The following is a 12,728-nucleotide window of genomic DNA, read 5'->3' on the forward strand; positions in this document are numbered from 1 at the left end:
CACGCGTTAATAACGCGCGCCAGTAATTTGTGAAGTACGGTCAAAATTCACGACGATTTTTAACCGCACTTGAGATTAAAAAGAATCGTGATATTTCACTAAATCTTCGCGGCTAATGGCAAATACACCTAGACCGCCATTTTTTAGTTCAACCCATTTAAATGGCACATCTGGATATTGTTCAATGAGACTTACCATGCTGTTGCCCACTTCACAAACGAGCACGCCATTTGGTGTCAAATAATCTGGCGCTTGTTTTAAAATTTGCTTTGTAATTTCTAAACCATCAACACCGGAACCTAAGGCTAATTCAGGTTCATAATGGAATTCTTCCGGCATATCTGCCAAATCTTCTTCATCCACATAAGGTGGGTTGGTCACGATTAAATCATATTGTTGACCGAATAGATTTTGGAATAAATCTGATTGAATCGGGAAAACACGGTGTTCTAATTGGTGACGCGCAATATTGATTTCTGCCACATTTAACGCATCCACGGAAAGATCGACCGCATCCACTTCAGCCTCAGGAAAGGCTTCAGCAGTAGCAATCGCGATACAGCCACTGCCGGTACAAAGATCTAAAATACGTTTGGGTTCAGATTTTAAAAGCGGAGCAAATTTATCTTGGATTAATGCACTGATTGGTGAGCGAGGAATAATCGTACGCTCATCCACATAGAATTCTAATCCACAGAACCACGCACTATTCGTTAAATAAGCGACAGGGATACGTTGCTCAATTCGGCTTAAGACTAATTGTACTAAAGTCTCTTTTTCAGAGTGAGTAAGTTTGCTGCTGAATAAATCTTGCGGTAAATCGAGCGGTAATTGAAGCCCCGCTAGGACTAATTGAAGACTTTCATCCCACGCATTGTCATGGCCTTGTCCGTAATAAATATCAGAACGGTTAAATGTGCTGTATGTCCAGCGTAAAAAATCTTGAATGGTTGTTAATTCACTTGCCACATTATCTTCTAAAATTGTTGCAACAAGTTCTTGATTGTGTAAGGTTTCCATTTTATGCCTCAATAAAAATTTTGGCTAGTTATACCATAGAATAGATGTGCTATCATTAAGCAAAATAACAAATTGAGAAAAATAATGACAGAACAAGATGATTTCGATCTTTTTCGGGCGGAAACAAAAGGGATCAAGCCCATAAAGCAAGATACCTTTGTGGCGCCGCGTCAAAAGAGCGGTCAAAAAAAATCCCATTTACGTGATATTCGAGAAAAAGAAGATACGCTTTTCTATTTTTCCGATGAATATGAACCATTGCTAAATGAACATGATGGTGTCATCAAATATTTACGCGAAGGGGAAGATAGCCATTTATTGAAGCAACTTCGTCGTGGTGATTTTTCACCCGAATTATTTTTGGATTTACATGGTTTAACCCGAGAACAAGCCAAAATGGAATTGGCAGCACTGCTGTTAGCTTGTGAAGATGAGCATGTTTATTGTGCAAGCATCATGACGGGCTATGGAACCTTTACGTTGAAAAAACAAATTCCACGTTGGTTAGTTCAGCACCCTAAAGTCCGAGCGTTACACCAAGCTCCCAAAGAATGGGGCGGAGAAGCGGCGATACTTATTTTAGTGGATGTATAAAGAAAAAGTGCGGTCGAAATTGACCGCACTTTTTTACATTTTTTCGATTGTCTTAATGCCTAATAACTCTAAACCTTGTTTTAAAGTTTTCTCTGTAAGAGAAGCAAGTTTTAAACGACTTAATTTTACGTTTTCATCTTCTGCATTTAAGATTGGGCAGTGTTCATAGAATGAGGAGAACACACCTGCTAATTCATATAAATAAGCACAGAGGACATGCGGTGTGCCTTCTTTGCCCACCGTTTGAACCGCTTCTTCAAATTGAAGCAATTTGATCGCTAATGCACGTTCTTTTTCATCAGAAAGCTGAATTTTAGCTTCGGCAAGTGCGGTTGGATTTACATCTGCTTTATTGAAGATAGAACGAATACGCGTGTAAGCATATTGCATATAAGGCGCAGTATTACCTTCAAAGCTAAGCATATTGTCCCAATCGAATACATAGTCAGTCGTGCGGTTTTTAGAAAGATCCGCATATTTCACCGAGCCAATACCTACCGCTTCAATAACCGCTGTTTTTTCATCGTCAGATAAATTGGTATTTTTCTCGTTGATTAATACAGTTGCACGCTCAATCGCTTCATCTAATAAATCTGCTAATTTTACGGTGCCGCCAGTACGAGTTTTAAATGGTTTACCATCTTTCCCTAACATCATACCGAAGTTTTTATGTTCAAGTGAGAAGCTATCTGGTACATAACCGGCTTTACGCGTAATTAACCAAGCTTGTTGCATGTGTTGGCTTTGACGAGTATCAGAGAACACTAATGCTCGATCTGCTTTTAAGGTTTCATAACGATATTTAGCAGCAGCAATGTCAGTAGTAGTATAAAGGAAACCGCCATCTTTCTTCTGAACGATAACGCCCATTGATTCGCCTTCTTTATTCTTGAATTCATCAAGATAAACCACTAATGCCCCTTCATCTTCAACCGCTAAACCTTGTTTTTTCAGATCTTCAACGATAGCAGGTAACATCGGGTTATAAAGGCTTTCCCCCATCACATCTTTTTCGGTTAATGTAACATTTAAGCGATCATAGTTGCGTTGGTTTTGTTGCATAGTGATATCAACTAATTTTTTCCACATCGTGCGGCAATATTCATCTCCACCTTGTAATTTCACCACATAGTTACGCGCTTTTTCAGCAAACGCTTCATCTTCATCATAGTGTTTTTTCGCTTCGCGGTAGAATGCTTCAAGATCTTGAAGTTCCATTTCGCTTGCATGTTCATTTTCCATTTTTTCAAGATAAGCAATGAGCATACCAAATTGCGTTCCCCAGTCACCCACGTGGTTCGCACGAATAACGTTGTGACCTAAAAATTCAAGGGTACGAACAACGGCATCACCGATAATGGTAGAACGTAAGTGACCTACGTGCATTTCTTTCGCAACGTTTGGTGAAGAATAATCAATCACGATAGTTTGTTTTTCATTTGCACTTACACCAAGATTTTGATCTTTTAATGCAGCAGAAACATTATTCGCCAACCAAGTAGGATTTAAGAAAATGTTGATAAAACCCGGACCTGCAATTTCAGTTTTTTCCGCAATATCAGAAAGATCAGCACGATCTAAAACTTTTTGTGCAAATTCACGTGGATTTAATCCTAGTTTTTTAGCTGCAGCCATGATGCCGTTTGCTTGGTAGTCACCAAATTGTGGTTTACCAGATTGACGAATAAGCGCATCACATTGTTCATCTGCACCAGCTGCAATCATCGCTTGTTTAATTTTATCGGATAAAATAGATTGAATATTCACGGTTTTTCCTAATCTTGAAATTGAATAATGAAAATAATCGGCTATGATACCGTTGTTTATAGATTTCTCAAAGTAAGAGCAGGAGAAAATGTCAAATTTAATGGAAAAATCGACCGCACTTTATCAAGAATTGCCTTTATTTCAGGAAAAAATTCAGCAATTAGCCACCGTTATGAAAGTGAATTTGAATGATTTCCAAATTGATCATTTAGCTTTAAGAGCAAATAGTGAAGAAAAAGCAAAAAATTGGCTGACAGAGTTATTAAAGTGCGGTAGAATTTTAAGCGATAATATCGTCAATGGGCGTCCTATCTATTTGATTGAATTAGATGAGCCAGTTGATTTCATTGGTCAGCCTGTCGATGTTATTGAATTACCGTTTCCTAAAAATAAACAATATCCCCAAGAAACTTGGGAACATATTGAAATTGTAATGCCGTTTTTATCTCATGAATCTGTTGAGGATTGGGTTAATCGGATTTGCAATAGATTTTTATGGAAGGAACTAACTCAATTAACCATGAAGGTGAGCGAACCTAAGGTGGAAGGGGAGCAATTGCCCAATCCATCAATTGCAGTGAGTTTTGTTGATAAAACAGAAAATCATGTTTGCATAAAGGTTCATCCTTATACAATAAAGAAAATACTCGAGGTTTAGTGTAATGAAAAAAATTACCTTAGCATTAACTGTCTTATTAAGTTTAGGTTTATCAGCTTGTTCATCTCAATCACAAAAAGATGAAAGCGCTTATAAAGGTCAAGTTATCTTCACCGAATTACAAGGTGATGATGTAAAATTAACCGTTCGTAAAAACGACTGCTCATACAAACAAGAAGGTGAAACCGAAGTTATCGTTCACAAATACGATTCAACTTTAGTAACTGGTGCTTGTGTGAAAGTATCTGACAACGGTCAAGGCGTGAAAAACGTTTCTACTTGGTCTCCAAGAAACCCAATCTAATTCATTTTTAGAAGGTTAGTTTTATGAAAAAAGTAACAGTAGCATTAGCACTTATGATGTCTGTTGGTTTAACGGGTTGTGCAAACACCGATGTTTTTAGTGGTGATGTATACTCTGCAGATCAAGCAAAAGAAGCGCGTTCAATTAGTTATGGTACAATCGTATCTGTTCGCCCTGTTAAAATCCAAGCTGATAACAATGGTGTAATTGGTTCAGTTGGTGGTGGTGCTTTAGGTGGTATCGCTGGTAGTGCAATAGGTGGCGGTACAGGACAAGCCATTGCAGGTGTTATTGGTGCAATTGGTGGTGCCATTGCAGGTAGCAAAATTGAAGAGAAAATGAGCCAAGTTAATGGTGCAGAGCTTGTTATCAGAAAAGATAATAGAGAAGAGATCGTCGTGGTTCAAAAAGCGGATCCTAGCTTCAAAGCGGGTCGCCGTGTAAGAATCGTTGGTGGTTCATCATTAAATGTTTCTGTTATCAACTAACTTAAACAAGAAATAGAAAAAAGCGAGCCATAATTAGGTTCGCTTTTTTTATGTTTTAAATCAAAAGAAAGTGCGGTTGTTTTTTGCTTGAAAGTCAAAAATATGATAAAACTATCAACCGTTATTTCACATCAACAATAGGAAGTAAAATGTCAAATTTACAACAAGTTATTGAAGCTGCATTTGAAAAACGTGCGGAAATTACCCCTAAAACAGTTGATGCACAAACTCGTGCAGCAATCGAAGAAGTGATCGAAGGATTAGATAGCGGTAAATACCGTGTTGCAGAAAAAATTGATGGTGAATGGGTTACTCACCAATGGTTGAAAAAAGCAGTATTATTATCTTTCCGTATCAACGATAACCAAATCATTGATGGCGCAGAAACCAAATACTATGACAAAGTGGCATTGAAATTTGCTGACTATACGGAAGAGCGTTTTGCTCAAGAAGGCTTCCGTGTCGTACCTTCTGCAACGGTACGTAAAGGTGCATACATTTCTAAAAACTGTGTATTGATGCCATCTTATGTAAATATCGGTGCATATGTTGGTGAAGGTACTATGGTTGATACATGGGCAACGGTTGGTTCATGTGCGCAAATTGGTAAAAATGTACACTTATCTGGCGGTGTAGGTATCGGTGGTGTATTAGAGCCATTACAAGCAAACCCAACCATTATCGGCGATAACTGTTTTATCGGTGCACGTTCTGAAGTCGTTGAAGGCGTGATTGTGGAAGATGGTTGTGTGATTTCTATGGGCGTATTTATCGGTCAATCAACTAAAATCTATGATCGTGAAACTGGTGAAGTGTTCTATGGTCGTGTTCCTGCTGGTTCTGTAGTGGTTTCTGGTAGCCTTCCATCAAAATGTGGCAAATACAGCTTATACTGCGCAGTGATCGTGAAAAAAGTTGATGCAAAAACTTTAGGTAAAGTAGGTATCAACGAATTATTACGCTCTATTGAAGAGTAATTAAGATCTTATAGAAAACAAACCGCACTTTGAAATAACTTAGTGCGGTTTTATTTATTATAGATAATAATGATTAAAAAGTTTATTTTCGTTGTTTTTATATTTTTTTCTATTTGGGGAATGAAAAGCCAATTAGAAAAAAGATGGGATGCTCTTAAGCACCAAAATCATATTTTATCGGTATTTAATAAAGAAGCTGCTCAATCCATAGATTCTATAGACAATAACACTAAAATTTCTTCCTATATCATAATTAATTTTAAAGAAAATACGAAAATATCTCTAATTAAGGATACCTTGGCAAAGACTGGATTTATTTTTCAAAATGATAGATATTGTAAGGGAGCAGAAGAAATAGCTCTCTTTATAACTACTAAAATAAACCTCGTTTATCGTTATCCATCTAGAGATTGTGAAAACTATAAAAAATGACCGCAATTGATAGATAAAGTGCGGTCATTTTATTTTCTAAATTAGCGAATTATTTTTTTCTTGCTAACATCGTCGCAAATTTTAATTTAATGCGATTGCCGTTTTCGTCGGTTTTATGTAATTCACCCATATTTTCGTTATATTCTAAGAATTCCCAATCTTTGTAATATTCTTTTAATTCACCTTCAGAGAATGTAAATGAGAACGGAAGTGGACAAGGCACTTCAGGCGTGGACATGGCTGCAACAATTAAGTTATAACCACCTGGGTTGGTGTGTTCTTGCATATTCTTAATAATGGCTGGAATTCGCTCACGGTTTAAGAACATAAATACCACGGTTGATAAAATGAAGTCGTAGTTTTCTTGAATATTGGCGGTGTTAATATCATAAACAGCAGTCTTAATATTCAAGTTTTCTTTATCTTTGGTTTCATTTAAGAAGGCGATGCTGTTTTCGTTGTGGTCCCAAGAGGTTACATCATAGCCTTTTAAACTTAAATAAAGCGAATTACGACCTTGTCCGCAGCCTAAATCTAGCACTTTACAAGGTTTGATAATTTTAGCTGCATCAACCACATCACCATGCGTTGCAGTCATATTATATTTTTTGCTGAAGTAATCTTCTTTTGTGCAATAGAAACCAAGCGTACATTCTAAATCATCAGAAAGGGCTTCAACTCGGTGCCAGGCTTGTGGTTCAACAAATGGAATATCACTTTCTGGGGTGAAAATATGTTCAGCAATGACATCGCCATTTTCAGTTAGCTCATAAAACTTAAGTTTACCTTTTAATACCGTAAGCTTGCCCCAAGTTCCCACTTTTGTATTGTGTTTTTCTTGGAACATTTTAGGTAATTTATCTTTTGTCCAAACCGGCATTTGTTTATAGCAGATAAGTTTGTTTGTCATAATGAATTCCTTTTAATTTGCATGATAAATAGCTGATTGATATGGTAGGGTATCTGATTCTATTTGGCAATAAAAAAGGCGACCGAAGTCGCCTAAATATTAAATTATTTTACTTGCATACCTGCAGTGACACCACTATCAGCTGAAAGTAAGAATAAATCACTTCCGCCAGTACCAGCAGAAAGAATCATCCCTTCTGATACACCGAATTTCATTTTACGTGGTGCCAGGTTTGCAACCACAATAACAAAACGACCTTCTAATTCTTCAGGTTTGTTGTAAGCAGCTTTAATGCCAGAGAACACTTGGCGAGTATGGTCACCTAAATCTAATTTAAAACGTAAGAGTTTGTTTGATTCAGGTACGGCTTCGCATTTCAGTACTTTTGCCACACGCATATCGATTTTAGCAAAATCGTCAATGGTAATAGTGTCAGCAATTGGTTCGACATTTGAAAGTGCGGTCGCTTTTGCCGCTGTTTTTTCTGTCGATTTGTTTGCTTCAGCGAAAAGTGCTTTAGTTTCTTCTACAACTGCATCAATTTGTTTTTTCTCTAAACGCGAGAAAAGCGCTTTAAATGGAGTAAGTTGATGACCTAATAGTGGTTGTGCAATATTATCCCACGTTAGTTCTGTTTGTAAGAACGCTTCTGCATGTTCCGCCAGTTTTGGAAGAACCGGTTTTAAGTAAGACATCAATACACGGAAAAGCTCGATACCCATTGAGCAAACTGCTTGTAATTCAGCCTCTTTGCCTTCTTCTTTCGCAATTACCCAAGGTGCTTTTTCATCAATATATTTATTGGCTTTATCGGTTAATGCCATAATTTCACGAATGGCTTTGTTGTATTCACGGCTTTCATAATAAGCAGCAATTTGTTCAGCTTTTGTAGTAAATTCAGCAAAAAGTGCTTCATCTTCTAGTTTATCGGCTAATTTGCCTTCAAAACGTTTAGCGATAAATCCAGCATTACGAGAAGCCAAATTGACTAATTTATTAACGATATCTGTATTGACACGTTGAACGAAATCTTCCAAATTGAAATCGAGATCTTCGATACGATCGTTTAATTTTGCTGCGTAGTAGTAACGCAAACATTCTGGATCAATGTGATTTAAATAGGTGCTGGCTTGGATAAATGTACCACGTGATTTAGACATTTTGGCGCCATCTACGGTGACATAACCGTGAGCAAACACATTGGTTGGTTTGCGGTATTCGCTCCCTTCTAACATCGCCGGCCAGAATAGGCTGTGGAAATACACGATATCTTTACCGATAAAGTGATAAAGTTCTGCATCGCTGTTTTCTCCCCAGAATTCATTAAAATCAATGCCTTCACGATCGCAGAGATTTTTGAAAGAAGCCATGTAGCCGATTGGCGCATCTAACCAAACATAGAAGAATTTATCTTTTGCACCTGGAATTTCAAAACCAAAATAAGGGGCATCACGAGAGATATCCCATTGTTGCAAACCACTTTCAAACCATTCTTGCATTTTGTTTGCAATTTCCGGTTGAAGTGAGCCAGAGCGAGTCCATTCTTTTAACATCCCTTCAAAAGCAGGTAAGTCAAAGAAGAAGTGTTCAGATTCTTTAATGATTGGTGTTGCACCTGATACAGCAGAACGTGGATTAATTAAATCCATCGGGCTATAAGTGGATGCACAAACTTCGCAGTTATCACCATATTGATCTTCAGCTTTACATTTTGGGCAAGTCCCTTTGACGAAACGATCTGGTAAGAACATGTTCTTTTCAGGGTCGAATAACTGAGAAATCACTTTTGTTTTAATGAAGCCTTTGGCTTTCAATTTATTGTAAATCTCAGCAGTGAGTTGTTTATTTTCTTCACTGTGAGTAGAGTGATAGTTATCAAAACTGATATTAAAACCTGCAAAATCACGGACGTGATCAGCTTTTGCTTTTGCGATTAATTCTTCAGGTGTGATACCTAATTTATCGGCATTAAGCATAATTGGTGTGCCGTGCGCGTCATCTGCACAGACAAAATGAATTTTATTGCCACGCATACGTTGGAAACGCACCCAAATATCCGCTTGAATGTGTTCTAACATATGGCCTAAATGAATGGCGCCATTTGCATAAGGTAATGCACAAGTGACTAAAATTTTACGAGGTTGAGTTGTCATTATTTTTCTCTTATTCTTTTTGCAAAAATTGCGAGTATGTTACCCGATTAGTGTGATTTTTTCTAGTTTAGTTATACTTTTAACTTAACATTTGAGGTGTAAAAGGAGTAGAATATCCCTGACAAATTTACTCTACTACCTACTACTATTAAAGGAATATTATGGCAACTGCTTTTTCTGAAAATTTAACAGCAGAACAACAGTCTCAGGTTCTGCAACTTTTCCAACAATTTCAACACCCAACCTTACAAAAAGACTTAATCGAATTAAAGACTTTGAAGAAAGTTGAAAAAGGCGGTGACGTATTACGTATTGAATTACAATTGCCTTTTGCATGGAACACTGGCGTGGAGCAAGTGAAACAACAGCTTTCAGATGCATTATTAAAAGCGACCGATAGCAAAGAAATCAAATGGGTGGTGAATTATCAAATTGCAACGTTAAAACGTGCAAATAATCAACCCGCTGTTAAAGGCGTGAAGAACATCATTGCGGTGACTTCAGGTAAAGGTGGGGTAGGTAAATCATCCGTTTCGGTGAATCTTGCGCTAGCTTTACAAGCTCAAGGTGCTCGCGTAGGGATCTTAGATGCAGATATTTACGGTCCATCTATTCCGCATATGTTAGGTGCACCGCATCAACGCCCAACTTCACCAGATAATCAACATATCACCCCAATTAAAGCATATGGTTTATCTGCAAACTCAATCGGTTTCTTAATGGATGAAGATAATGCAACCATTTGGCGTGGTCCAATGGCGAGTAGTGCATTAAGTCAGCTTTTAAATGAAACATTATGGGATAGCTTAGATTACTTAGTGATTGATATGCCACCGGGTACAGGTGATATCCAATTGACCCTTTCACAACAAATCCCTGTAACGGGTGCGGTAGTGGTAACAACACCACAAGACATCGCTTTATTAGATGCGGTGAAAGGCGTATCTATGTTTGAGCGTGTATCTGTACCAGTATTGGGAATTGTGGAAAATATGTCTATGCATATTTGTAGCAACTGTGGCCATCACGAAGCGATTTTCGGTACCGGTGGTGCAGAAAAAATGGCACAAAAATACAATGTGAAAGTATTAGGTCAGTTACCATTGAATATCCAAGTTCGTCAAGATTTGGATGCGGGTAAACCAACTGTGGTTGCAGCACCAGACAGTGAAATTGCGAAATCTTTCTTAGATTTAGCAGAGAAAGTATCAACCGAGCTTTACTGGCAAGGCTCTGTGATTCCAGGCGAGATTTTATTCCGCGAAGTGAAATAATCACAAAAACACTATAAAAATTAACCGCACTTTAGGTTATCCAAAGTGCGGTTATTTTTTTAGCTAAATTTAGTTATTTTAAATGATCCGCATCATTTATTTTCTCAACGCGAAAACCGTTCTCATCGTCATAATGTACAACACTGATTGAGGTGTTAATGAGCGATACCGATTTATCTTCATCGCGGTGATTTTGCCAGGTTGCACCGTTTAATAAGGCAAGCAATAAACGCAAGGTATGGCCATGCGACACAATGAGAATATTGCCTTGATTGTGAATCTTAATAATATCGTGCAATGCTTTCATGGCTCGTTTGCCTAATTGCTCAAAGGTTTCTCCGCCATTTACTTGAGCTTTGTAATTGGCAGGATCTTTAATGAGTTGCTGGAATTCGGGATGTTCTCTTAAAGTATCGACAAGTTGACCTTCCCAGGTACCAAAATATTGTTCATTTAAACCTTGGTGATGGAAAAGGGGAATATCACGTTCACCGATAATATGATAGGCTGTTGCGATAGTACGTTTTAATACGCTGGAGTAGGCGGCAACAAAAGGAATATGATTAAGTGCCATACCTGTTTTTTTCGCACCATTAATGCCTTCTTCAGTTAAAGGGGAATCGCCATGACCTTGCATTAAACCTTCCGTATTCCAAACAGTTTTACCGTGGCGAATGAAATAAAAAGTGAGTTGTTTTTTCATTTTTCATGTCCATAAAAAAGATTAAGGAAGCCGAAACTTCCTTAATCATGATTTTAACGGGAGTAATAACCTGCCATTGAACTATATACGGCATTTTCTGCTTGAATGATGTTGTATTTCGCATTCAAGATAGAAAGCTGAGAGCTTTTCTCTGTGTTTGCCGCAGCAAGCCATTCACGTAATTCAGATACGCCGGCATTGTAACGATCACGATAGTATTTGGTGATACGTTGGTTATAGCTGTGTGTTTTTTGCAAGTTAGCAAAGGCACTTTGTGCTTGTGTGTAGGCGAAGTAGTTGGTATCTACATCGTTCAAGGCTTTAGTAATGCTTTGCTCGTAGTTTAAACGTGCAGTTTCATAATCTGCTTCAGAGATTTTCACGTTCCATTTCACCGTATTCCAGTTGAGGAATGGTAGGCTAATACCGATTAAACCTGTACCCACTGGATTGTGCAATGCGTTACCGACTTTAGTACCACTTGATGTCAAGCTGCCGCCTAAAGTCACTTCAGGGAACCAGCCTTTTTCAGTTGCTTTCGCATTTTTGAATGCGCTGCTTAAGCGATATTGATAGCCTTTCACATCAGGACGATTCGCAATTACAGAAACAGGTACATTTAAGTTCACACCCACGTTTTTCACATTAAGAATGTGTGGGAAGTTGATATTTAATGCTTCTTCCGGTTTTAAGTTCAGTAAGTTACGCAAAGTTTGTTCCGCTGTTTTGCGTTGTGTTTGATAGTTGATCAAGTTGTTACGTGCGGTTAATACGGCTTGTTGTGCTTGATCTACGCTTGCACTGTCCGCGACACCTTGCGATAAACGACGTTGCATAATGCTGCTAATGTCGTTGTAGTATTTAATGGTTTCCTCGGTTGTGCTGATAGCATCATTCAAATAAGCAATTTGATAATACGTTGTCACAACTGAGTTGATGAGTGAAAGTTTGGTTGCTTCTAAATCTTCAGCAGTAGCTTTATGTGACCATTCTGCGGCATCTGCAGTATCCGCTAAACGTTGCCATAAATCTAACGTATAACTCACATTTAATGCACCTTGATGGCTTACTGTTGAGCTGCCACCTGTCTTCACGTTTTTACTTGCAGAAGATTGGGTTGAACCGCTAAATGCAGGAATTAAATTCGCACCTGCAAGGTTTGCATTATATAGAGCACGGTTTACGGCAACAGACGCTTTGGCTAAATCTTTGTTGTTAACTAATGCTTGTTCTACCACACGATTTAATTGTGAATCATTGTAAAGCGCCCACCAGTTTTCTTTTACATTAAATTGTTTGGTGATTTCCGCATAATTTTGGTAATCCTGCTGGCTCGCTTTATAAGAATCACCGATGTTAGCACAACCTGCTAGAGCAGTAGCCATCGCGATTGCTAAGGTTAATTTTTTCATTTTTAACATGGATTTTTTCCTTTCTTTTTCAATTAA

At 38.0% G+C, this 12,728-nt stretch carries 13 protein-coding genes; 7 read left to right on the top strand and 6 right to left on the bottom strand.

Annotated features, from left to right (window positions below; translation table 11 throughout):
• Nucleotides 1-75 precede the first annotated feature (75 nt).
• Nucleotides 76-1,020 (bottom strand): 50S ribosomal protein L3 N(5)-glutamine methyltransferase, encoded by a 945-nt coding sequence (gene prmB / locus DPV85_RS04080; RefSeq protein ID WP_111327152.1) that lies wholly within the window; start codon nt 1,018-1,020, stop codon nt 76-78.
• Nucleotides 1,021-1,104: 84 nt separating this feature from the next.
• On the opposite strand from prmB, the gene smrB reads away from it, so the two are divergent.
• The gene (gene smrB / locus DPV85_RS04085) at nt 1,105-1,614 is read left to right on the top strand and encodes an endonuclease SmrB (RefSeq protein WP_065244786.1); all 510 of its coding nucleotides are present in this window, start codon (nt 1,105-1,107) and stop codon (nt 1,612-1,614) included.
• A 33-nt stretch (nt 1,615-1,647) separates the two neighbouring features.
• On the opposite strand, the gene argS is transcribed toward smrB, so the two are convergent.
• Complete coding sequence (gene argS, locus DPV85_RS04090; protein ID WP_111327153.1) at nt 1,648-3,381, bottom strand: arginine--tRNA ligase; 1,734 nt, start codon at nt 3,379-3,381, stop codon at nt 1,648-1,650.
• An 88-nt stretch (nt 3,382-3,469) separates the two neighbouring features.
• Here argS and DPV85_RS04095 point away from each other — a divergent pair, with 88 nt between their 5' ends.
• The 5 genes from DPV85_RS04095 (at nt 3,470) to DPV85_RS04115 (ending at nt 6,240) form a co-directional block, all read left to right on the top strand.
• Nucleotides 3,470-4,039 (top strand): VOC family protein, encoded by a 570-nt coding sequence (locus DPV85_RS04095; protein WP_111327154.1) that lies wholly within the window; start codon nt 3,470-3,472, stop codon nt 4,037-4,039.
• A 4-nt stretch (nt 4,040-4,043) separates the two neighbouring features.
• Entirely contained in the window at nt 4,044-4,343 is a 300-nt protein-coding gene (locus DPV85_RS04100) for a hypothetical protein (RefSeq protein ID WP_049365853.1), read from the top strand.
• 23 nt (nt 4,344-4,366) lie between these two features.
• Nucleotides 4,367-4,831 (top strand): outer membrane lipoprotein, encoded by a 465-nt coding sequence (locus DPV85_RS04105; RefSeq protein ID WP_070582358.1) that lies wholly within the window; start codon nt 4,367-4,369, stop codon nt 4,829-4,831.
• A 149-nt stretch (nt 4,832-4,980) separates the two neighbouring features.
• Nucleotides 4,981-5,808, top strand: a complete 828-nt coding sequence (gene dapD, locus DPV85_RS04110; RefSeq protein WP_005695977.1) for a 2,3,4,5-tetrahydropyridine-2,6-dicarboxylate N-succinyltransferase — start codon at nt 4,981-4,983, stop codon at nt 5,806-5,808.
• A gap of 120 nt (nt 5,809-5,928) precedes the next feature.
• Nucleotides 5,929-6,240, top strand: a complete 312-nt coding sequence (locus DPV85_RS04115) for a hypothetical protein (RefSeq protein WP_165816472.1) — start codon at nt 5,929-5,931, stop codon at nt 6,238-6,240.
• A gap of 49 nt (nt 6,241-6,289) precedes the next feature.
• Here DPV85_RS04115 and tehB read toward each other — a convergent pair whose 3' ends face one another.
• On the bottom strand, nt 6,290-7,150 hold the full coding sequence (gene tehB / locus DPV85_RS04120) for an SAM-dependent methyltransferase TehB (protein WP_111327156.1): 861 nt from the start codon (nt 7,148-7,150) through the stop codon (nt 6,290-6,292).
• A gap of 104 nt (nt 7,151-7,254) precedes the next feature.
• Nucleotides 7,255-9,303, bottom strand: coding sequence for a methionine--tRNA ligase (gene metG / locus DPV85_RS04125; protein ID WP_111327157.1), 2,049 nt, complete (start codon nt 9,301-9,303; stop codon nt 7,255-7,257).
• 161 nt (nt 9,304-9,464) lie between these two features.
• Here metG and apbC point away from each other — a divergent pair, with 161 nt between their 5' ends.
• Nucleotides 9,465-10,577: an iron-sulfur cluster carrier protein ApbC gene (gene apbC / locus DPV85_RS04130; protein WP_070867926.1), complete on the top strand. Its 1,113-nt coding sequence runs from the start codon at nt 9,465-9,467 to the stop codon at nt 10,575-10,577.
• Nucleotides 10,578-10,650: 73 nt separating this feature from the next.
• On the opposite strand, the gene DPV85_RS04135 is transcribed toward apbC, so the two are convergent.
• Entirely contained in the window at nt 10,651-11,280 is a 630-nt protein-coding gene (locus DPV85_RS04135; protein WP_111327158.1) for a histidine phosphatase family protein, read from the bottom strand.
• A gap of 53 nt (nt 11,281-11,333) precedes the next feature.
• Entirely contained in the window at nt 11,334-12,701 is a 1,368-nt protein-coding gene (gene tdeA / locus DPV85_RS04140; RefSeq protein ID WP_111327159.1) for a toxin/drug exporter TdeA, read from the bottom strand.
• Between the last annotated feature and the right edge of the window lie 27 nt (nt 12,702-12,728).

This window comes from Haemophilus parainfluenzae, from assembly GCF_003252725.1.
Classification (GTDB): Bacteria; Pseudomonadota; Gammaproteobacteria; order Enterobacterales; family Pasteurellaceae; genus Haemophilus_D; species Haemophilus_D parainfluenzae_L.

Bases quoted from the DNA above. Each gene is read 5' to 3' on its own strand.
- prmB (WP_111327152.1), bottom strand. From the start codon at position 1,020: ATGGAAACCTTACACAATCAAGAACTTGTTGCAACAATTTTAGAAGAT.
- smrB (WP_065244786.1), top strand. From the start codon at position 1,105: ATGACAGAACAAGATGATTTCGATCTTTTTCGGGCGGAAACAAAAGGG.
- DPV85_RS04095 (WP_111327154.1), top strand. From the start codon at position 3,470: ATGTCAAATTTAATGGAAAAATCGACCGCACTTTATCAAGAATTGCCT.
- DPV85_RS04100 (WP_049365853.1), top strand. From the start codon at position 4,044: ATGAAAAAAATTACCTTAGCATTAACTGTCTTATTAAGTTTAGGTTTA.
- DPV85_RS04105 (WP_070582358.1), top strand. From the start codon at position 4,367: ATGAAAAAAGTAACAGTAGCATTAGCACTTATGATGTCTGTTGGTTTA.
- dapD (WP_005695977.1), top strand. From the start codon at position 4,981: ATGTCAAATTTACAACAAGTTATTGAAGCTGCATTTGAAAAACGTGCG.
- DPV85_RS04115 (WP_165816472.1), top strand. From the start codon at position 5,929: ATGAAAAGCCAATTAGAAAAAAGATGGGATGCTCTTAAGCACCAAAAT.
- tehB (WP_111327156.1), bottom strand. From the start codon at position 7,150: ATGACAAACAAACTTATCTGCTATAAACAAATGCCGGTTTGGACAAAA.
- metG (WP_111327157.1), bottom strand. From the start codon at position 9,303: ATGACAACTCAACCTCGTAAAATTTTAGTCACTTGTGCATTACCTTAT.
- apbC (WP_070867926.1), top strand. From the start codon at position 9,465: ATGGCAACTGCTTTTTCTGAAAATTTAACAGCAGAACAACAGTCTCAG.
- DPV85_RS04135 (WP_111327158.1), bottom strand. From the start codon at position 11,280: ATGAAAAAACAACTCACTTTTTATTTCATTCGCCACGGTAAAACTGTT.
- tdeA (WP_111327159.1), bottom strand. From the start codon at position 12,701: ATGTTAAAAATGAAAAAATTAACCTTAGCAATCGCGATGGCTACTGCT.